Genomic DNA, 19,903 nt, shown 5'->3' with positions numbered 1-19,903 from the left:
CATGCCGCAGGCCGGACGCAGCCTCTATCTCCGCGTGGGCGTTCTGGTGCTTGCGGGCCTCGGCCTGGCGTTCGGCTTCGTGCTGTACTTCACGGCCGGCCGGCTGGGCGGGCAGCAGCAGATCTTCGAGACCTACATCCGCGAATCCGTGGCCGGCCTCGATGTTGGCGCGCCCGTGCGCTTCCGCGGCGTGCCGGTCGGGCGCGTGACGGAGCTCGGCCTCGTCTCGGTCGTCTACGGCGCGACGGCGCAGGGCCCCGACGACACGACGGCGCGGCTCGTGCTGCTGCGCTTCGCGGTCGATCCCGAACGCTACGGCCGCACCTCGGTCGAGACCGCGGTCGCGGCGGGGCTGCGCGTGCGCATCGCGTCGTCCGGCGTGACCGGCCTTGCCTATCTCGAGATCGACTTCACCGACCCCGAGCGCGCGCCGCCGATCGAGGTGCCCTGGACGCCGACCTTCCAGGTCATTCCCTCGGTCCCCTCCACCATCACGCAGGTCACGAGCGCGGCCGAGCGGCTGATGACGCAGCTCGCGGGCCTCGACATCGAGGCGCTGATCGAGGCCGCGACCGGCATGATGAACGACGTCCGCGGCCAGCTGCGCGGGCAGGGCGACCTGTCCGTCGCGCTGCGCGAGGCCTCGGCCACCATGGTCGCGCTGCGGGAGGCGGTGAACGACATCCGCGGCGCGGCGCGCACAGTCGGCGCGGCGGGCGAGGCGGCGCAGGCGCTGCTCGGGTCGGAGGAGGTGGCCGGTGCCGCGGGCAATGTCGGCCAGGCGGCGGCCGACCTGCGCGTGGCGATCGCGCGCCTGCCGGCCGTGCTGCAATCCCTGGAACTGGCGCTGCGCACCGTGCGCGGCACCACCGCGGACGCGCAGGCGGATCTGGGCCCGCTGCTGCGCGACCTGCGCGCGACCGTCTCGAGCCTGCGCGACACCGCCGAGGCGCTGCGCCGCAGCCCGTCCCAGTCCCTGTTCGGCGCGCCGCCACCACCGCCCCGGGAGCGCCGATGACATGATGGACCGCCGCCTTCTCCTCGCGCTGCCGCTGCTGGCCGGCTGTTCCGTGCTGCCCGACCGGCCCTATGTCGAGACGCGGCGCTTTCCGCTCGAGCCGCGGCGGGACGCGGCGCCGCGCAGCGGGCGGGGCCGGCGCACGCTGCTGGTGCGCACGATCCGCGCCGGCGCGGGGCTGGACGTGCGCAGCCTCCGCACCATCCGACCCGACGGGACCGAGTTCCTGGACTTCTACGCCGAATGGGCGGCGCCGCCGGCCGAGGCGGCGGAGCAGGCGCTGCGCCGCTGGCTGCTCGATTCGCGGCTGTTCGCGGCGATCCTGGCGCCGGGCTCGCGCGTCACGCCCGACTTCGTGCTGGAGGGCGATCTCACGGGCCTCGCGGCCGTCCAGGGCGAAGGCCGGGCGCGGGCCGAGATGACGCTGCTGCTGGTCGACGAACGCAACGGCAGCCGGCTGGTCGGGCAGCTGGTCAGCAGCGGCACGGCGCCGCTCGCCGCCGGCACCGCCGAGCCGACGCCCGAGCAGGCGGCGGCGGCGATGACGGCGGCGCTCGGCAATGCGCTCGCCTCGCTCGAACAGGCGCTGGCCCGCTTCGCCTGACGCGGCGGCCCCTCTGAAGCGATTCGCACCGGGATCACACCTCGGCACCTTGGGTGGTTGGCGCGGCGCCGCCCACTCGGCTAGCCTCACGGGCGGAACGGACGGGCGCCCTGCCCGGCACTTGCGAGGAGGAGCGACCCCATGCTGATGCGACGCGTGGCGACCGCCGCCGCTGCGGCTTTCATGGCGTTCGGCGGCTTCGCCGCCGGCGCGCTCGCCCAGACAGGCGACCCGTCCTTCAACCTGGTCAACCGCAGTTCCCGGGTGATCTACGAGGCCTACGCGTCGCCCACCACGGACAATACCTGGGGGCAGGACCGGCTTGGCCAGAATGTCGTGCCGGCCGGGCGGTCCTTCGTGGTTCGCCTGCCGCAGGGCCAGTGCCTCTATGACGTGCGCGTGGTCTACGACCAGCAGGGCGGCCCGGCCGAGGAACGGCGCAACATCAACCTCTGCAACGTCCGCGACCTCACCTTCGACGGCAGCCGCGCGCAGCAGGGCGGGCCGCAGCAGGGCGCGCCGCAGCAGCAGGCGCGGCCGCCGCAGGGCGGGCCGACGGGCAACCCGTCCTTCAACCTGGTGAACCAGGGCCAGCGGACGGTGATGCAGGTCTTCGCCTCGCTCACCACCGACAACAACTGGGGCCCCGACCGGCTCGGCGCCGACACCGTGGCGCCCGGCGCGGTCTTCCCGGTGCGCCTGCCCGAGGGCCCCTGCATGTACGACATCCGCTTCGTCTACGACGGCGGCCAGCCGCAGGAACGGCGGAACGTGAACCTCTGCGAGGTCGTGAACGTGACGCTGCCGCTGCAATAGGCGGCGCTTCGGCGCAGACCGGATGGGGCGGCACCGCGGGGGCCGCCCCTTTTCGCGTCCGGGCCTTGCCGCGGCGCACCATGCCTGCCTAGGCTTCCCACGACATGCTGCGCTTCTTCCTCCGACGCTTCGCGGTCGCGGTCCTCGTCGCGCTGACGGTCCTGACGCTCGCCTTCCTGCTCACGCGCATCTCAGGCGACCTCGCCATCTCGATCGCGGGGCCGAACGCGACGCAGCAGGACATCGAGACGATCCGGGAGGCCTACGGCCTCAACCGCCCGCTGCACGTGCAGTACCTCGACTGGCTCGGCCGCGCCGTGCAGGGCGATTTCGGCGAGAGCTACTTCTTCCGCGACCGCGTCGCCAACCTGATCGCGGCGCGCATGCCGGTGACGCTGACGCTCGGGCTTGTCGGGCTCGCGATCGCGCTGGTCGTCTCGCTGCCGCTCGGCATCCTGGCAGCGGTGCGGGAAGGGACCTGGGTGGACCGGGCGGTCACGATGGTGGCGCTGGTCGGCCAGGCCATGCCGTCCTTCTGGCTCGGCCTCGTGCTGATGGTCGTGTTCGGGCTGCAGCTGGCGTGGCTGCCGATCTCGGGCACCGGGTCCTGGGAGCATTTCGTCATGCCGGGCGTGGTGCTGGCCTTCTCGGCCATCCCGTCGCTCACGCGCCTCACGCGGTCGGGCATGATCGAGGCGCTGGCGTCGGACTACATCCGCACGGCGCGCGCCAAGGGGCTGTCGCGCCTGTCGATCCTGGTCAAGCATGGCTTCCGCAACGCCGCCATCCCGGTCGTGTCCATCGCGGCGGTGCAGCTTGGCTTCATGCTCGGGGGCTCGATCGTGATCGAGACGGTCTTCGCCCTGCACGGCGTCGGCTACCTGGCGTGGGAGAGCATCAGCAAGAACGACTTCCCCGTCGTGCAGGCGGTCGTGCTGGTCCTCGCGCTGCTCTATATCGCGCTGACGCTGCTGGCAGACCTGCTGAATGCCGTGCTCGACCCGCGGCTGCGCACGTCATGACCACCATCGCGACCACGGCGGGGGGCGGGCGGCGGACGCTGCTCGGCAACTGGGGCTTCCTGGTCGGCGCGGGCATCGTCGGCTTCTGCGCCATCGTCGCGCTGCTGGCGCCCTGGATCGTGCCCTACGACCCCTTCGCGATCGACCTCGAGCGTCGGCTGGTGCCGCCGTCCTTCATGGAAGGGGGCGATCCGCGCAACTTCCTCGGCACGGACCAGCTAGGGCGGGACTATTTCTCGCGCCTGATCTACGGGGCGCGCATCTCGATGGTGATCGGGGTGCTGACCGTCATCACCTCGGGCGTCATCGGCATCACGCTGGGCGTGCTGGGCGGATTCTACGGCGGCAAGATCGACGACGCGGTGGTCTTCGCCATCACCACCCGCCTGTCGATCCCGGCGGTGCTGGTGGCGCTGGCCGTTGCCGCGCTGCGCGGGTCTTCCTTCATGCTGGTGGTGCTGGTGCTGGGGCTGCTGCTGTGGGACCGCTTCGCGGTGGTCGCGCGGTCCACCACCATGCAGATCCGCAACCTCGACTACGTCGCCGCCGCCTGGTGCGCCGGCGTCTCCCGCTGGTGGGTGCTGACGCGCGAGGTACTGCCCAACATCGCGACGCATCTCGCGGTCGTCGCGACGCTCGAGATGGCGCTGGCGATCCTGCTGGAGGCCGCGCTGTCCTTCCTTGGCCTCGGCGTGCCGGCGCCGCTGCCGTCCTGGGGGCTGATGATCTCGGAAGCCAAGGAATACATGTTCTTCACGCCCTGGGTCATCATCATCCCCGGCGCGGCGCTGTTCGTGCTGGTGCTTGGCGTGAACCTGCTGGGCGACGCGCTGCGCGACATGATGGGCACCGACCTCAGCCGATGAGCGCGCTGCTGGAGATCGAAGGGCTGCGCGTGACGATCGGCAGCACGGCCGCCGTGCGCGGCGCCTCCCTCACGGTCAACAAGGGCGAGACGCATTGCCTGGTGGGCGAGAGCGGCTGCGGCAAGTCCATCACCGCGCTGTCCGTCATGGGGCTGCTGCCCAAGGGGTCCCGTCGCGAGACGACGGCACTGCGCTTCGCAGGCCAGGAGATCGGCCGCTTCGGCGAACGCGACATGTCGCGCCTGCGCGGCGACCGCATGGCGATGATCTTCCAGGAGCCGATGACGAGCCTGAACCCGGCCTATACCGTCGGATCGCAGATGACCGAGGTGCTGCGCCGGCACCGCGGCACGCCGCGCGCGCAGGCGGTCGACCGCGCGGCCGAACTGCTGGCGCGCGTCGGCATCACCGCGCCCGGGCTGCGGCTCGGCCAGTTCCCGCATCAATTGTCGGGCGGGCTGCGCCAGCGCGTGATGATCGCCATGGCGCTGATGTGCGACCCCGAACTGCTGATCGCGGACGAGCCGACCACGGCGCTCGACGTGACGGTGCAGGCGCAGATCCTGCGGTTGCTGGCTGGGCTGCAGAAGGACCTCGGCCTCGGCATCCTGCTCATCACGCACGACCTCGGCATCGTGGCGCGCGTCGCCGACCGCGTCTCGGTCATGTATGCGGGGGAGGTGGTCGAGAGCGCGCCGACCGCCGCATTGTTCACCGCGCCCGACCACCCCTACACGCGCGGCCTCCTGAGTTGCGTGCCGGTGCCGGGCAAGGTGAAGCGCGACGAGCCGCTGGGCAGCATCCCTGGCGTGGTGCCCCGCATCCAGCCGGGCTTCGCCGGATGCGGCTTCCGCGACCGCTGCGCCATGGCGACGCCCGCCTGCGCCGGCACCATTCCGCGCCGTGACGCGGGCGGCGGGCATGAGGTGCTCTGCGTCCTCGAACCCCGCTGGGGCGGGGCGGCGGCGGCATGAGCGGGACCGCGGCGATCGAGGTGCGCGGCCTGAAGCGCGAGTTCCGCGTCCGCCAGGGGCTTTTCGCCCCGCCCAAGCGCGTGATCGCGGTGGACGACGTCTCCTTCGCCGTGCCTGCGGGCAGCGTGCTCGGCGTGGTGGGGGAAAGCGGCTGCGGGAAATCGACGCTGGCGCGGCTGATCCTCGGCCTGCTGCCGCCCACCGCCGGCGACGTGCTGGTGGACGGGCAGCGGCTGTCGGGCATGGACCGGCGTGCCCGTGCGCGGCTCATCCAGCCGGTGTTCCAGGACCCCTTCGCTTCGCTGAACCCGAAGCGACGCGTGCGCGACATCGTCGCCATGCCGCTGATCGCGCAGGGCAACATCGCCGGCGCGGATGTCGACCGCCGCGTGGCCGAGGCGCTGGAGCGCGTCGGCCTGTCGAAGGACCAGGGCGTGCGCTTCCCGGCGCAGCTCTCGGGCGGGCAGCGCCAGCGCGTGGCCATCGCGCGCGCCCTCGTGCTGCGCCCGCGCATCGTGGTCTGCGACGAACCCACCAGCGCGCTCGACGTGTCGGTGCAGGCGCAGATCCTGAACCTGCTGGCGGAGCTGCGCCGCGATCTCGGCCTGACCTACCTGTTCATCAGCCACAACCTGGCGGTGGTCGAGCACATCGCGAGCGAGGTGGCGGTGATGTATCTCGGCCGCATCGTCGAGCGCGCCGAGAGCGAGACGCTGTTCGCCACGCCGCGCCATCCGTACACGAAGGCGCTGCTCGCTTCGGTGCTGACGCCGGAGCCGGGGCTCGGCGTGCCGGATGTCGGGCTGGGGGATGCGATGCCGGACCCGGCGAACATCCCGCCGGGCTGCCGCTTCCACCCGCGCTGCCCGGTGGCGGTGGCGAAGTGCTCGGTCGCGGCGCCGCCCACGCTTCGCGATGCCGTGGGCCTCGCAGAATGCCACCTGGTCGAGCGGGCGGCCTGAGGCCGGGCGGATGCCGCAGGTCGGGGGAGGGGAACCTCCCCCGAGCCCCCTCCCTTCTTTGTCCTTTGGCGCAGGTCCCGGGAGGTCGGGCGCCAAGTGACAAAGAAGGTTGAGGGGGGTTTTGGGGGGAGAAGTTCCCTTCCCCCCCCACCCTCACTTCCACTTCGCGAGGTAGAAGCGCGGCAGCTCGTCCGGGAAGGTCGGGAATTCGAGCTGCTTCTGGAAGCCGAAGACCGAGACGTAGGTGTGCAGCGGCAGCCAGTAGGCCTGCTCGGTCGCGCGCTTGATCGCGGCATCGTAGGCCGTCTTGCGCGCTTCCTCGTCTGCCGTCGAGCCGCCCTCGTTGATCAGCCGCGTCATCTCCGCATCGCGCGCGTAGTCGTCGCCGCCGCCCGCGAAGTAGTTCGGCATGATCGCCGAGACGTCGTTGATCGAGTAGGACCCCCAGGAGCCCATCTGCATCGCCAGCTCGCCGCGCTGCGAGCGCTGGATCTGCGCCGCCACCTGCATGAGGTTGAGGTTGGCGCGGATGCCGACGGCGCGCAGGTAGTTCTGCACCGCCTCCGACCACTGCCGCGGCTGGACATAGGAGGTCAGCTCGATGTCGAAGCCATTCGGGTAGCCCGCCTGTGCCAGCAACTCGCGCGCCTTGGCCGGGTTGTAGTCGTAGGTCATGGCGGCCGAGCCGTTGCAGCCGAATTGGGACGGAAAGCAGGGCGCGTCCGGCACGCGGGACCCGCCGCCGACCAGGCGCTCGGCGATCGCCTTGCGGTCGATGGCGTGCCAGACGGCGCGCCGCGCCTCGAGCTTCGTCATCGGGTTGCCGGCGCCGCTGCGCCCGGCGGCATCCAGGTTGAGGAAGCCGACGCGCATCGATTCCTGCCGCGTCGCCTGCAGGTAGGGCAGGCGGTTCACGTTGGCGATCTGGTCCGGGTTCATGTTCCAGATCCAGTCGACGCGCTGGCCGAGCAACTCGGTCAGCTCCGTCGCCGCGTCGCCGATGTAGCGCGCGGTCAGCTTGCGGATCGCCGGCCGGCCCTTCGGCCCGCCCTGGTAATAATCGTCGAAGCGTTCGAACTCGACGCCGCTCGACACGTCCACCTTCGTGAAGCGATAGGGGCCGGTGCCGATCGGCGCGCGGGAGAAGCCCTCAGCGCCCACGCGTTCCCGATACGCCTTCGGCCAGATCGGCATGACCAGGGCGGCGTATTCCAGCGCCGCCGGCGTCGGCCGCTTCATCGTCAGGCGCACCGTCCAGTCGCCGGTCTTCTCCGCGCCCTGGATCCAGGCGTAGTTGGACGGCGTTGCGACGCGGCTGTTCGGGTCGGCCACGGTGTTGATCGTGTAGACCACGTCATCCGGCCCGAAGGCGCTGCCGTCGTGGAACTTCACGCCCTGGCGCAGCGTGAAGTCGAGCGTCGTCGGGTTCACCCAGCGCCATTCGGTCGCGAGCGCGGGGACGATGCGGAAGGTGGCCGGGTCGCGGTGCACCAGCCCGTCGAAGGCCTGATGGCCGATGATGAGCCCGGTGCGCTGGCTGTTGAAGTACGGGTCCACGTTGGGCACCGCGTCGCGGAAGGCGATGCGCAGCGTGTCGGCGCTGCGCTGCGCCGCCGCCGGGCGGACGAGGATTCCGGGGAGTGCGAGCGCGCCCGTCGCCGCCGCGATGCCCTGGCCGAGGAGCCTGCGCCTGATGGTCATGTCGGTGTCTCCCGTTCTGTGGGTTGAAGCCTAGGGACGGCGCGGCCCCGCCGGCAAGCCTCGGCTGTTCACGCCGGCTCGACGCGGGCCGCGCAGAGCTTGAATCCTGGGATTTTGCCCTCGGGGTCCAGGTGCGGGTCGGTTAGCAGGTTCGCCGCCGCCTCGCGGAAGGCGAAGGGCAGGAAGACGAGGCCCGAGGGCAGGTCGGGGTCGGCGCGCGCCGCGCATTCCAGCGCGCCCCGTCGCGTGGTCACGCGCACGCGCGCGCCCGGCGCCAGGCCGAGGCGGCGCAGCTCCTGCGGCGCGAGGGAGACGCTGGCCGAAGGCTCCAGCGCATCGAGCACGCCCGCGCGCCGCGTCATGGTGCCGGTGTGCCAGTGCTCGAGCTCGCGCCCGGTGGTCAGGATGAAGGGGAAGGCGGCGTCCGGCACCTCGGCTGCGTCGCCGGGGCCGGCGGGCACCAGGCGCGCGCGGCCGTCCGGTGTCGGGAAGTGGTCGGCGAACACGATCTCCTGTCCCGGCGCATCCGGCGACGGGCAGGGATAGGTGACGGCGCCCTCGCGACCCAGCCGCTCCCAGGTGATGTTGGCAAGGCTCGGCATGGCAGCGGCCATCTCGGCGAAGACCTCGCGCGGATGCGCGTAGCGCCAGGGCAGGCCGAGGCGGCGCGCGAGATCGACGATGATCGCGAGGTCCTGCCGCGCCTCCCCCGGCGGCGCCGTCGCGACGCGGCCCATCTGCACGGTGCGGTTGCTGTTGGTGACGGTGCCGTCCTTCTCCGGCCAGGCGGAGGCCGGCAGGATCACGTCGGCCAGTGCCGCGGTCTCGGTCAGGAACAGGTCCTGCACCACCAAGTGGTCGAGCCGGGCCAGCGCCGCGCGCGCATGGGCCAGGTCGGGGTCCGACATGGCCGGGTTCTCGCCCATCACATACATGCCGCGGATGTCACCGCGTTCAGCGGCGTCCAGGATCTCGACCACGGTCAGGCCCGGGCGCGGATCGAGGGCGGCGCCCCAGAGCGCCTCCATCGCCGCGAGGGCCGTGGCGTCGTCCACGCGATGGTAGTCGGGCAGCATCATCGGGATCAGCCCCGCATCGGACGCGCCCTGCACGTTGTTCTGGCCGCGCAGCGGATGCAGCCCGGCGCCGCGCTTCCCGACATGGCCGCAGACCAACGCCAGTGCGATCAGCGCGCGCGCATTCTCGGTGCCGTGCACCGATTGCGAGATGCCCATGCCCCAGAGCGTCAGCGCGGCCGGAGATTGTGCATAGCGCCGCGCAACGCGGCGGATCTGCCCCGCCGGCACGCCGCAGCGCGTCTCCACCGCCTCGGGCGCGTAGGATGCGACATGCGCGCGCAGCCGCTCCAGCCCCTCGACGCGCGCGGCGACGAAGGCGGCATCGTGCAGGTTCTCCCCCAGGATCACGTGCAGCATGGCGTTGAGCAGCGCGACATCCTCCCCGGGCGCGAAGCGCAGCACCTCGGTGGCGTGGCGGTCGAGGTCGCTGCCGCGCGGGTCGGCGATGACCAGCGTGGCGCCGCGCGCCGCCGCCTGCTTGATGAAGGTGGCGGCGACGGGGTGGTTCTCGGTCGGGCGTGCGCCGATCAGGAAGATCACGTCGGCATCGGCGACCGCCGTGAAGGGCGCGGTGACGGCGCCGCTGCCGATGCCCTCCAGCAGCGCGGTGACCGAGGCCGCGTGGCAGAGCCGCGTGCAGTGGTCGACATTGTTCGTGCCGAAGCCGGTGCGGACCAGCTTCTGGAACAGGTACGCCTCCTCGTTCGAGCCCTTGGCGCTGCCGAAGCCTGCCAGCGCGTCCGGCCCCACGCCGTCGCGGATGCCGAGAAGCCCCTGCGCGGCGCGGCCCATCGCCTCCTCCCACGACGCCGCGCGGAACTTGCTTCGCGCGCGGGCGGGGTCGAGGCAGTCGGCGGGGTCCTTCGCCGCGCCGTCGATCCGGACCAGCGGTTGTGTGAGGCGGTCGGGATGCGCCAGGTAGTCGAAGCCGAAGCGGCCCTTGACGCAGAGCCGGCCGCGATTGGCCGGGCCGTCGCGGCCGACCACCTCCTCGATGCGGTTGCCGCGCACGCGGAAGCCCACCTGGCAGCCGACGCCGCAATAGGGGCAGACGCTCGCGACCTCCTCCGCCGCTTCCGCCGCGCGATGGCCGTGCGCGTCGAGCACCGATTTCGGCAGCAGCGCGCCCGTCGGGCAAGCCTGCACGCATTCCCCGCAGCCGACGCAGGAGGAAGCGCCCATCGGGTCCATCAGGTCGAAGGCGACCGTGACCGCCGCGCCGCGATGCGCGAGCCCGATCACGTCATTGTGTTGCACCTCCCGGCAGGCGCGTTCGCAGAGGCCGCAGACGATGCAGGCATCGAGCGCAACGGCCATGGCGGGATGCGAGAGGTCCGGTGGCGGCCGGGCATCGGCCGCGAAGCGGGACCGCGTGACGCCGAGCCGCGCCGCCCAGCGCGCGAAGGGCGCCGTCGCGTCGCGACCCTCCGGCCCCGGCATGTCGGCCAGCAGGAGTTCGAACACCATGCGTCGCGCGCTCTCGGCGCGCGGCGTCGCGGTGCGCACCACCATGCCGTCACGTGGCGTGCGGATGCAGGACGCGGCGAGCGTGCGCTCGCCCTCCACCTCCACCAGGCAGGCGCGGCAATTGCCGTCGGGGCGGTAGCCGGGTTCCGGGCGATGGCAGAGATGCGGGATCGCCACGCCTTCGCGCTGCGCGACCGTCCAGATCGTCTCCTCCGGACCGGCCTCGACCGCGCGCCCGTCTAGAAGGAAGCGCGTCATGGCGCGGCCTCCTCCGGGAAGTGGCGCAGCAGGGAAAGCACGGGGTTCATCGCCGCCTGGCCAAGGCCGCAGATCGAGCCGTCGGCCATGGCCTGCGAAAGCTCCGCCAGCAGCGCGCGGTCCCAGCGCGGCGCATCGAGCAGGTGCACCGCCTTCTGCGTGCCGACGCGGCACGGCGTGCACTGGCCGCAGGATTCGTCGCGGAAGAAGCGCAGCAGGTTGCGCGCCGCCTCGGCCAGGTCGTCCTGGTCGGACAGCACGATCACGGCACCGGATCCGACAAAGCAGCCGTGGGTCTCCAGCGTGCCGAAGCCGAGCGGCAGGTCGGCCATGGACGCGGGCAGGATGCCGCCGGAGGCACCGCCCGGCAGGTAGGCGGCGAGGCGATGGTCGCCCGGCATGCCGCCGCCGAAGTCCTCGATCAGGTCGCGTGCTGTGATGCCGATCGGCGCGCGGTAGACGCCCGGCCGCCGCACGCGGCCCGAGAGGCTGAACAGGCGCTCGCCCGCCTGACCGTTGCGGCCCGCGGCGGCATAGGCTTCGGGCGCGGCCAGCACCTCCGGGAGCCACCACAGCGTCTCGACGTTGTGGATCAGCGTGGGGCGGCCGAAGAGACCGCGCTCCCCCGGGAAGGGGGGCTTGTGGCGTGGATAGCCGCGGCGGCCCTCCAGGCTTTCCAGCAGCGCCGTCTCCTCCCCGCAGACATAGGCGCCGGCGCCGCGGCGGAGGTGGATTGGCCGGCGCGCGACGCCGTCGGCGTCGAGCGCGGCGAGCGCCTGGACCAGCAGGCGCCGGGCCTCGGGGTATTCGTCGCGGAGGTAGATCCAGCAGGCCTCGGCGTCGATCGCCTCGGCCGCGAGGAGCATCCCTTCGAGGAAACGCCAGGGCTCGCGGTCCAGGATCCAGCGGTCCTTGAAGGTGCCGGGCTCGCCCTCGTCGGCATTGACCACCAGGTGGCGCGGGGCGGGTGCGGCCATCACGGCGCGCCACTTCCGCGCGACAGGGAAGCCGGCGCCGCCCATGCCGCGGAGGCCAGACGCGTCGAGGGCAGCGAGCATCGCGTCCCGGTTCAGGTGACCTTCCCGCAGCGCGGCGAGCCGGTGGAAGGGCGGCGGCCGTCGCGGCGGCGCGGAGGGCGGCAGCGGGACACCCTGCGCGAAGGCGGCGACGACGCGCGCGGACGTGGCAGACGGAAGATGCGCCTGCGCCGGGCCGCTGGCGGCGGCGCAGCAGGGCGCCGTGTCGCAGCCGCCCATGCAGGGCGCGGCCAGGATGCGCGCGGCGCCGGGCGGGGTGGCGCGCAGTGTCGCCAACAGTGCCTCGCCGCCGGCCAGGACGCAGGGCAGGCCTTCGCAGACACGGATGGTCACGGGCGGCGGCGGCGGCCCGTCCGCCGGGAGCGCGTCGAAATGATGGTAGAAGGTGGCAGTCTCGAAGGCCTCGACGGGCGCGAGGCCGAGCAGGTCGGCAAGTGCCACGAGGTGATCCGGCCGCAGGGCGCCGTGGCGGTCCTGCAGCGCGTGGAGGTGCTCGATCAGCAGGTCGCGCCGCAGCGGCAGGTCGCCGAGGGTGGCGGCGACGGCGTCGCGTGCGGCAGGGGCGACGGTCCTGCCGCGAGGTCCCGGCCGGGGCGCCCGCGCCCTTCGCGCCGCCTCCGTTGCCGGCGGTTCTGCTGCCATGCGGGGCATACTCGGCCCCATGGCGCGGGATGGCAACGGTGGGGCAGATCGGGTGGCGCCGCTTGCTTGCGTCCGGGTCCGGCCGTGACTATGGTCCGCCGCCCGTGGACAGGTGGCCGAGCGGTCGAAGGCGCGCGCCTGGAAAGTGCGTATACGTCAAAAGCGTATCGTGGGTTCGAATCCCACCCTGTCCGCCAGTTCCCATACGAGCCATGCTCTCCGCCTGATCGGACGCCCCGCTGAGTGGCAGGTTTCCTGGGGTTTTTGGGCCAGACCTGTTGACTGGCCCGGCGCGGAGACGGCCGAAAATCGCTCTCCGGAGGCCATTTCTCTCCGGACCTGCTGACTTGGCCGATTTAGTACGGACCCCAAAAATCTAGGTCAAAGGCCGGTTTCAGCGCGGTCGGCACCTGCTGCGGTTCGAACCCCACTTGCCCGAAATCCGTACTTCGCGCGCGAACCAGAGGTACGGGCCTCACGAAGCAGAACAGATCCTCGGCCACTTCGCGCTGCCACGCCCCCCATCAATCCGCCATGTCGCGCAGGAATTCCGACTCGGGCTGCACACCCGAGACCCAAAGATGATCCCGCGCCCGGGTACATGCGACGTACAGCAGATGCCGTTCCGTCTCGTAGACTTCCTGCAGGTCCCCCTCGTCGGTGACGGCCTCAACGCGTTCCTGCAAAGGCAGCACCTCATCGTCGCAAGCCATGACCGCGACGGCTCTGAACTCGAGGCCCTTCGCCAGGTGCATTGGGCTGATGCAGACCGCGCCGGGTACCGTCTCGACCTTCTCGTCGAACTCCGTCGCCTTGGCACCGGCGGCCTTCGCCGCCGCTCGGGCCCTTGGAAGCTCGGCGGCCGAGCGCACAAGAAGTCCAATTTCCTCGGGCGCGCACCCGTCGCGCAGCCTGTCCGCGACCCAAGCGCCGACGGCCTTGCTCTCTGCAACGTCATCCGGGAACAGCCGGACGGCCGGCTCGGGCCCATCGAAGAGCGACACGGTCCCGCGCCGCCCCTCCTTCAGCCCATCAACGTCAGAAACGCTGCCGGGCAGCAGCCGGTCGGCCTGGGTTCTGATCTGGTGAGAGGTCCGGTAGTTGATCCTGAGGCTGATGGATCGCCCGCGCACATCGATCCCGAGGGCCTTCCACGAGAAAGGTTGCTGGAAGATCCGCTGCCCAAGGTCGCCGGTGAAGAACAAGCCGTCCGGCCTGTCACCCGCCATCGCCGCCAAGAACCGCGCCTCGGGCATGCCCAGGTCCTGGGCCTCATCGACCACGACATGGTCGTAAGCAGGCGCTTTGCCGGCCCGGGCCCGCTCTGCCAGGCGCGCGAAGACCTCGGCCCAGGTCACCAGCTTCTGCGCCGAGAGCCCCGACTGGACGGCAGCAAATACGTTCCAGAGCGCCTGACGTTGTTTTTCGCCGAGGCGCGTCTTCCGCCCCAGGCGCGGCGCATCGCGATACGCCTCCCACGACCGCGTCTGCTGCGCGTCCACGACCTCATTCCACTCGGCGATCAGGAACGGCTGTGGGGCGGCGACGCCGGACTCCTGGCTCGCCTTGCGGAGCAACCCCTGGACGATGGCGGCGGAAGCGATGTTGGGCTGCCCGAACGCCTCAGTGTAGAGATCGTAGGCTGCGCCGGTCATCGGCTGGACCGCGATGCGCGCCGCCACTGCCGGCTCTCCGCCGACAAGGCTTTCCAAGCGGCCCGCCAACGCGCGTGCCAGTGGCTTGGAAAAGGTGGCAAGCAGGACACGGGCCTTAGGGTTGCTTCGGGCCAGATAGGCGGCGCGATGCAGCGCGACGATCGTCTTGCCCGTTCCGGCAGAGCCGGTCACGCGGGCCGGCCCTGCGTAGCGCCGCTCCACCACCTCCCGCTGTGAGGGATGCAGGAACACGGCCCAGCGATCCCACGGGTAGTCGAAGGCCCGCCGCAACTCCTCCACGTCATGCAGCACCCGGAACCGACGCTGTGCGTCCGGGTGCGCAAATGGGTCGGCGCTGACAGGGGCGGGCTGCGGCGCCGGTGGCTTCTCGCCCACCGCCAACCGCAACAGGGCTTCCTGTGCTTCCTGCGGCAGGTGGCCCAGCACGTTGAACAGCGTGTCCTCGGTGAGCGCACGGACGTCCTCGACCCACTCCTCGGGGACGCCCATGGCCATGAGCTCGAGCTTGCGCAGCGAGGCGAAGAGCTTCGGACCGACGGACGCGGCTGCCGTCGCGGGAGTGACGGGGGGCAACTCCTCGACTCGCTCCCGGATCTCCACCAGCTGCATGGCGCCGGTCGTCGGGTGGCGTTCGATCTTTCGCCGCTCAGCCCAGCGATAGGCTTTGTCGTGATGATCCACATAGGCCAGCAGCAGGCTCGACCCGGTGCGATGCACGATCAGGCGGATGTCGGCATTGACGCGAACCGACCAGAAATTCGGATCCTTCGCCCGATCCACCTTATGGAACGATAGCCCCGGCGCCGAGGCATCCATCTGCAGATCGAACGCGGTGGTCTTCACCGCCTTCTGCTCGGCCGCGGTGAGTTTCGCGAGACTGGCGGTGAAGCTGTCGGCGATGCGGAATTCCATCGATCAGGCTCCATCATGCCCTGAGGCCGCGGGACCAAAGCCGCACTTCCCGTATGCCGTGAGGAGCCGGATCGTGTCGTAGCCATCGATAATCGCGAAACGCCTTGGATTGCCCATCTGCTGTGCGAACGCCCGCATCATCGTGCGAACGGCCGAAGTGACCTCGTGGCAATGCTGAAGGACAAGGAGCTCGGCCGGCTCTGTGAAGAGCCTCTGGATTTGATCGCCATTGCTTCCGAGCTCAGCCATCGTCATCGGCCTGAAATTCGCGGGCCCCTTCAGCAGGAAGGCGGTGGATGCCCGATTCCCGTCGATCGTAACCCTGCTGCTGAAAAGGTCTGACGACTCGCCGCCCCAGTCTTTCGGGACGTTAGGCTCACCCAGAATATCGGCGATCGCTTCCTTGATCTGCCGCTCCGGAACGGCCCTCAGACTGTCGAGAGCGGCCCGCGTGCGTTCGAGAGGAACCTCGGAAACACGCGCAAATGAGTCGATCTGATCGATGTGGATTTCGAGATGGCTCGACCAGGCGCCGGAGCTCAAGATCTGCCCGCGAAGTTGGTTCTCAACCACATCGGCAAACAGGTACGGGATCGCCCGAATGCCTCCGTTCGCAACGTCCTGAATCACGCCCAGAAAGAACTTTCGCTTCTGCCCTGATAGCTCACCCCATGCTGACACCGACGTCAGGTGTTCTGGATAGTAGTCGCAGGTGACCTTCCCATTCGGCATCCAAGGATCGAGCTTGGAATAGGCGACTGGGACCGGTGCGGACCGTCCACTTTGCCGAGCCGCGTCGTACTTGTTCAGGCCCTTGAAGCCAAAGAGCCCGAGATGGGTGAAAGCCCTTCCGGCGTCGGCGGCACCCGTCGTGAGAAGCACGCCGAGGGGTGAGGGCTTGGCGGCCTGCATCCAGTCGATGGCGGCGTCCTTCAAGTCCCGCAGGCGCCGAAGCCGGTCCAGGTGAGGGTCGCGAGACGGTGACCCACCACCGCCGCAGTCGAGGGCCCCTGGCCCCACCAGTTCCATGATACGGCGGTCATTCAGGTACCAGCAGGTGAGGTCGTAGGGGACCGCCATCAGGCCACCGCGAACACCTTCATCACCTCATCCCCGAGGTGATTGATCACCTTCACCGCGATCCGCCCTTTCGCCGGCTTCGGGAAGGGGTAGGAGACGTCGCTGTTCAGGCTGCTCCACGCCGCCTCGTCGACCTCGGCCTTCAGCGTGGTCTTCAGCGCCTTGTAAGGGTCGTTCGCTCCGAGGAAGTAGGCGTGGCGGACGAAGAAGCTTTCCTCGTTGTAGTCGGTGTCGATCATCCAGAGGGCGATCTTGTCCGTGCCCTCGCTTTCGACCTCGCCGGTCTGCGGCTTGAACACGTCCACGCCCTTGATGCGCACCCGCAGCTGCCCGTCCTTCTGCGGCTCGATCTTGATGTCGGGCTCGCCGAAGATGACGAAGAGGTTCCCCTTGCCCGTCGCCTTCAGATCCTGCGCCATGTGCAGGTCCGGGTTCATGCGGGCGCGCAGCACGCGCACCCGCCCGAGCCGGTCGAACTCGGCCGAGTGGGCGTCATAGGCAAAGGCGCAGGCGATCAGTGCATCGAAGCCGGCATCGGCTGCCTCGCGCGCTGCTGCCACCAGGTCCGGGCGGGTCAGCGTGCCGAATTCGGGGCCGATCAGGATGCCCGCGCGGCGTTCCTGCTCGCCTTCCATGTATCGCCCTTCGGCGCAGATCAGTGCGCCGGGCCAGCCGACCAGGCTGGTGAAGCGGATATGGTCCGCCTTGTCGGCCTGCTGCACGCCGGCGCTACGCAGGTTCTCGATAATCATGGCGGCGAAGTCGCGCTTGATCGCCGCCTGCCCCTCCGCCATGCCCTTCACGCCCTTGGGGCGCTGCGGGTCCACCAGCTCGTCGTTCCAGTCCACGGTCAGCGCGCGGTGGGGCGAGAGGCTCTCCACCGTGAAGGGGCCCGCGACGCGGATGCGCCCGCGGTCCTCATAGGGCTTGTCGTAGAGGTATTCGACATCGGCCTTGGCGGCGATCGAGGCGTCGATCTCCTTCTGCCGGGCGATGCGCGCCTTCCACCATTCGGCATGCAGGCGCGTGGGCTCGGCCGACCAGGGATCGCGCGGCGCCTCCGGCAGGGCGGCAAGGGTGTAGCTGCGGCCGAGCTGCTTGTTGAGCTTCTGTAGCAGCACAGCGGCCTCGGTGGGCTTGTCCTGGACGAGGCGAAGTTCTTCCCAGGTCTTGGCCGCCTCGGCGTGCCAGGGGTCCCCGGCCTCGCGCGGGATCTGCCATTCTTCCCAGGACTTTCCGAGCGCGGCATTGAGCGCGGCGCGAAGCGGCTCCAGCACCGTCTGCGCCTGCTCCCAGACCACGTCGATCTCGGCGTTGCTGGCGATGGATTTCAGCGTGATGTGGGGCACGCGCTCATAGACAAAGCCGAGGCGCAGCCGGCCAGCGGTGGGCGCGGTCTTCGGCGCGGTGCGGGTGACCTCGGCTTCCTTGCGCTGGCCCTCGGGACTGTCGGCCAGGAGGTAGTAGGGGTAGCGCGCGCCCATGAGGCGCGAGCGGGCGAGCGCCAGCGAAACGCGCGAGGTGTCGATGGTGATCCAGCGGCGGCCCCACTGCTCGGCGACATAGGCGGTGGTCCCCGAGCCGCAGGTGGGGTCCAAAACGAGATCGCCTGGATCAGTCACCATCAGAACGCAGCGTTCAATGACTACAGGCGTAGTCTCTACAACGTAGCGCTTCTGATCACCAAAGCCACCAGACTGCGTATCTTCCCATATATTGTTCAGTTTCTTCGGAACTTCGTCCCATCGCAGATCCCATGCGATATCGCTCCCGATTTGAAGCATTCTGTCCGCACGAATTACACGATACATACCCAAAGTGCTGGTGGACCAATGCCGCTTTTCTTTCGGGGGGTATGCTACACCCCGGAAATGAATCGTTTCGTCATTCTTCGATGGCCCTTGCCCAGTGATAGGTCCATATCGGAAAATTACACTTCCCTTGGGCAAACTAACCTGCCGAAGACGCTCCTCTTTGGTCATGCGGCGTCGAATTCCGTCGGGCAGAAGAATATTTACATAGTAATCTTCGTCTATTGGTGGCAAAATCTGCTGTGCATGCAGCTGGCGAAATTTTGCCTTTCGACGATCTTTCGAATACCAGACAACATAATCGACCGATGAGCCCACAAAATCATCACTGTGTGACCCTGTTTTTCTTATAATGAGATTGGTGATAAAATTTGCGGGGCCGAATATTTCGTCAAGAATTGATCGAATGAGGTGCAGATTTTCTTCGCCAATCTGCACGAAGATGCTGCCGCTCTCGTGCAACAGGTCGCGCGCCACCGTCAGCCGGTCCCGCAGATAGGTCAGATAGGAGTGGATCCCGTCGCGCCAGGTGTCGCGGAAGGCACGCACCTGCTCCGGCTCCCGCGTCACATGGCTGCGGTCGCCGTCCTTCACGTCGCGGCTGGTGGTGCTCCATTGGAAATTGCTGTTGAACTTGATGCCGTAGGGCGGGTCGAAATAGATGCACTGCACCTGCCCGCGCAGCCCCTCGCGTTCCGCCAGCGATGCCATCACGCTCAGGCTGTCGCCCAAGATCATGCGGTTCGACCAGTGCTGGTCGTGCTGATAGAACTCGGTCGCGGCCTCCGCGTCCTTCAGTCCGTTGAAGTCAGCGAAGAGGTCCGGCATCGCCGCCGCCGCCGGCTTCGCCTTGCTGCGCCGCTTGATGTCCTCGATCAGCGCCTGCGGGTGCACCTTCTCCTGGATGTAGAGCGGCGGCGCCTGCACGATCAGGTCCGACCAGTCCTGCTCATCCTTGCCGCGCCAGACGAGCTGCGGGTCGAGGTCGCGGTTCCGCCGTTCATAGGCGAGCCGGATGGGCGACTTGTCCTCCGCCCGCATCACCGTCTCCAGCTCCGCGGTCGGGATGTTGCGGCGCGTGGCGTCGTGCTTGAGCGATGTGATTTCCAGGGGCTGCTTGGCCATCGGGTCAGTCGTCCAGCCGCTTGGGCTTGCTTTGCGTCTTTCGCTCATCAGAGGCGAGGCGCCGCTCGACCTTCCTGATGTCCTCTGCGGGCGGAAGCGCCTCGGGGCGAATGCCGCGACCCAGCAGGGTGTTGCGCACAGCCTGATTGTTGGTCGTGTGTTCGGCCGCGATCCGCGCTTCGCTCGCCATGCCATGGGCGCGGGCGTTGAAGATGGTGATCTCGGTGGCGAAGTCCTTCGCCTTCAGGATGATGGTGGGCGCGAAATCCGCCAGCGGCCGGCTGTCCGGCACCTTCCATTGCGCCTTCATCGCCTGGGTAGACCGGCCGAACAGCGCCTGGTCGCCCTTGCTGCGGATCAGGGCGAAATCCTGATTGCCGCCGGTCTGCTCATAGATCACGCGGGACAGGTCCTTCTCGGTGCTCGTCAGCTTGCGGCGCGCTGTCAGGCGTTCGGCTTCCAGGATCCGCTGCTCGATCAGTTCGGCGCGGCGCGTCTGGATCGCGAAGTAGGATTGCGCGAAGGCGATTTCCGGTTTGCTCGGGTCGCCATTCTGCGCCACCAAGTAGCAGGCGAAGCGGGTGAGCATGACGTCGTCGATCTCGCGCTGCGCGCCGGACCCGAGTTCGACCATTTTGCTGACCTCAGCAAAATGGTCCGCCGGGTCGTGCTCCGAGACCTCACAGGCCGTCCGCGCCTTGCCCAGGACGTTCTGGAAATTGACCCAGTTCGCGTAGCCGAGCAGCACCTGGAGGTCCCGTGCCAGCCAATACTCCACGCCGGAGTCGGTCTGCTGCGCATGGCCTTCGAATGTTTCAGTCAGCTGCAGGATGACTTGGCGGTCCAAAGGTAA

Annotated in this window: 14 protein-coding genes and 1 tRNA gene; 8 read left to right on the top strand and 7 right to left on the bottom strand. The window is 69.4% G+C overall.

From position 1 onward, the window contains the following. Position 1: 1 nt before the first annotated feature. The 7 genes from E8M80_RS15865 (at position 2) to E8M80_RS15835 (ending at position 6,262) form a co-directional block, all read left to right on the top strand. Positions 2 to 1,018 carry an MlaD family protein gene (locus E8M80_RS15865; protein ID WP_137126684.1) on the top strand — a complete coding sequence of 339 codons (1,017 nt, stop codon included), beginning with the start codon at positions 2 to 4 and terminating at the stop codon, positions 1,016 to 1,018. A gap of 1 nt (position 1,019) precedes the next feature. After that, a complete protein-coding gene (locus E8M80_RS15860; RefSeq protein WP_137126683.1) occupies positions 1,020 to 1,622 on the top strand; it encodes an ABC-type transport auxiliary lipoprotein family protein in 603 nt (200 codons plus the stop codon). 141 nt (positions 1,623 to 1,763) lie between these two features. Continuing rightward, positions 1,764 to 2,438 (top strand): hypothetical protein, encoded by a 675-nt coding sequence (locus E8M80_RS15855; protein WP_137126682.1) that lies wholly within the window; start codon positions 1,764 to 1,766, stop codon positions 2,436 to 2,438. A gap of 104 nt (positions 2,439 to 2,542) precedes the next feature. After that, a complete protein-coding gene (locus E8M80_RS15850) occupies positions 2,543 to 3,460 on the top strand; it encodes an ABC transporter permease (protein WP_137126681.1) in 918 nt (305 codons plus the stop codon). Continuing rightward, on the top strand, positions 3,457 to 4,326 hold the full coding sequence (locus E8M80_RS15845) for an ABC transporter permease (protein ID WP_137126680.1): 870 nt from the start codon (positions 3,457 to 3,459) through the stop codon (positions 4,324 to 4,326). The genes E8M80_RS15850 and E8M80_RS15845 overlap by 4 nt, the downstream gene beginning before the upstream one ends. Then, a complete protein-coding gene (locus tag E8M80_RS15840; protein WP_137126679.1) occupies positions 4,323 to 5,300 on the top strand; it encodes an ABC transporter ATP-binding protein in 978 nt (325 codons plus the stop codon). The genes E8M80_RS15845 and E8M80_RS15840 overlap by 4 nt, the downstream gene beginning before the upstream one ends. Next, on the top strand, positions 5,297 to 6,262 hold the full coding sequence (locus tag E8M80_RS15835; RefSeq protein WP_137126678.1) for an ABC transporter ATP-binding protein: 966 nt from the start codon (positions 5,297 to 5,299) through the stop codon (positions 6,260 to 6,262). The genes E8M80_RS15840 and E8M80_RS15835 overlap by 4 nt, the downstream gene beginning before the upstream one ends. 153 nt (positions 6,263 to 6,415) lie before the next feature. Here E8M80_RS15835 and E8M80_RS15830 read toward each other — a convergent pair whose 3' ends face one another. The 3 genes from E8M80_RS15830 to E8M80_RS15820 form a co-directional block, all read right to left on the bottom strand. Further along, the gene (locus E8M80_RS15830; protein WP_137126677.1) at positions 6,416 to 7,963 is read right to left on the bottom strand and encodes an ABC transporter substrate-binding protein; all 1,548 of its coding nucleotides are present in this window, start codon (positions 7,961 to 7,963) and stop codon (positions 6,416 to 6,418) included. A gap of 68 nt (positions 7,964 to 8,031) precedes the next feature. Continuing rightward, the gene (fdhF, locus tag E8M80_RS15825) at positions 8,032 to 10,767 is read right to left on the bottom strand and encodes a formate dehydrogenase subunit alpha (protein WP_137126676.1); all 2,736 of its coding nucleotides are present in this window, start codon (positions 10,765 to 10,767) and stop codon (positions 8,032 to 8,034) included. Next, on the bottom strand, positions 10,764 to 12,446 hold the full coding sequence (locus tag E8M80_RS15820; RefSeq protein WP_206035646.1) for an NADH-ubiquinone oxidoreductase-F iron-sulfur binding region domain-containing protein: 1,683 nt from the start codon (positions 12,444 to 12,446) through the stop codon (positions 10,764 to 10,766). Before E8M80_RS15820 ends, fdhF begins: the two co-directional genes overlap by 4 nt. A gap of 106 nt (positions 12,447 to 12,552) precedes the next feature. Between E8M80_RS15820 and E8M80_RS15815 the strand changes: the two genes are divergently transcribed. Continuing rightward, a tRNA-Ser gene (locus E8M80_RS15815) sits at positions 12,553 to 12,643 on the top strand. A 327-nt stretch (positions 12,644 to 12,970) separates the two neighbouring features. Here E8M80_RS15815 and E8M80_RS15810 read toward each other — a convergent pair. The 4 genes from E8M80_RS15810 to dinD all read right to left on the bottom strand — a co-directional run bounded on the left by E8M80_RS15810 (position 12,971) and on the right by dinD (position 19,897). Beyond that, positions 12,971 to 15,034 carry a UvrD-helicase domain-containing protein gene (locus E8M80_RS15810; protein WP_137126674.1) on the bottom strand — a complete coding sequence of 688 codons (2,064 nt, stop codon included), beginning with the start codon at positions 15,032 to 15,034 and terminating at the stop codon, positions 12,971 to 12,973. A 3-nt stretch (positions 15,035 to 15,037) separates the two neighbouring features. Next, on the bottom strand, positions 15,038 to 16,114 hold the full coding sequence (locus E8M80_RS15805; RefSeq protein WP_137126673.1) for a hypothetical protein: 1,077 nt from the start codon (positions 16,112 to 16,114) through the stop codon (positions 15,038 to 15,040). Then, positions 16,114 to 18,636: a site-specific DNA-methyltransferase gene (locus E8M80_RS15800; protein WP_370287455.1), complete on the bottom strand. Its 2,523-nt coding sequence runs from the start codon at positions 18,634 to 18,636 to the stop codon at positions 16,114 to 16,116. The genes E8M80_RS15805 and E8M80_RS15800 overlap by 1 nt, the downstream gene beginning before the upstream one ends. Positions 18,637 to 19,054: 418 nt before the next feature. After that, positions 19,055 to 19,897 carry a DNA damage-inducible protein D gene (dinD, locus tag E8M80_RS15795; protein ID WP_137126671.1) on the bottom strand — a complete coding sequence of 281 codons (843 nt, stop codon included), beginning with the start codon at positions 19,895 to 19,897 and terminating at the stop codon, positions 19,055 to 19,057. Positions 19,898 to 19,903 lie beyond the last annotated feature (6 nt).

It is taken from the genome of Roseomonas sp. HF4 (assembly GCF_005222755.1).
Classification (GTDB): Bacteria; Pseudomonadota; Alphaproteobacteria; order Acetobacterales; family Acetobacteraceae; genus Neoroseomonas.
The sequence above is the reverse complement of the archived record's forward strand: the minus strand, read 5'-3'. Positions and strand labels throughout refer to the sequence as shown.

Coding starts and splice junctions, on each gene's coding strand:
- E8M80_RS15865 (WP_137126684.1), top strand. CDS start 2: ATGCCGCAGGCCGGACGCAGCCTCTATCTCCGCGTGGGCGTTCTGGTG.
- E8M80_RS15860 (WP_137126683.1), top strand. CDS start 1,020: ATGATGGACCGCCGCCTTCTCCTCGCGCTGCCGCTGCTGGCCGGCTGT.
- E8M80_RS15855 (WP_137126682.1), top strand. CDS start 1,764: ATGCTGATGCGACGCGTGGCGACCGCCGCCGCTGCGGCTTTCATGGCG.
- E8M80_RS15850 (WP_137126681.1), top strand. CDS start 2,543: ATGCTGCGCTTCTTCCTCCGACGCTTCGCGGTCGCGGTCCTCGTCGCG.
- E8M80_RS15845 (WP_137126680.1), top strand. CDS start 3,457: ATGACCACCATCGCGACCACGGCGGGGGGCGGGCGGCGGACGCTGCTC.
- E8M80_RS15840 (WP_137126679.1), top strand. CDS start 4,323: ATGAGCGCGCTGCTGGAGATCGAAGGGCTGCGCGTGACGATCGGCAGC.
- E8M80_RS15835 (WP_137126678.1), top strand. CDS start 5,297: ATGAGCGGGACCGCGGCGATCGAGGTGCGCGGCCTGAAGCGCGAGTTC.
- E8M80_RS15830 (WP_137126677.1), bottom strand. CDS start 7,963: ATGACCATCAGGCGCAGGCTCCTCGGCCAGGGCATCGCGGCGGCGACG.
- fdhF (WP_137126676.1), bottom strand. CDS start 10,767: ATGACGCGCTTCCTTCTAGACGGGCGCGCGGTCGAGGCCGGTCCGGAG.
- E8M80_RS15820 (WP_206035646.1), bottom strand. CDS start 12,446: ATGGCAGCAGAACCGCCGGCAACGGAGGCGGCGCGAAGGGCGCGGGCG.
- E8M80_RS15810 (WP_137126674.1), bottom strand. CDS start 15,034: ATGGAATTCCGCATCGCCGACAGCTTCACCGCCAGTCTCGCGAAACTC.
- E8M80_RS15805 (WP_137126673.1), bottom strand. CDS start 16,114: ATGGCGGTCCCCTACGACCTCACCTGCTGGTACCTGAATGACCGCCGT.
- E8M80_RS15800 (WP_370287455.1), bottom strand. CDS start 18,636: ATGGCATCGCTGGCGGAACGCGAGGGGCTGCGCGGGCAGGTGCAGTGC.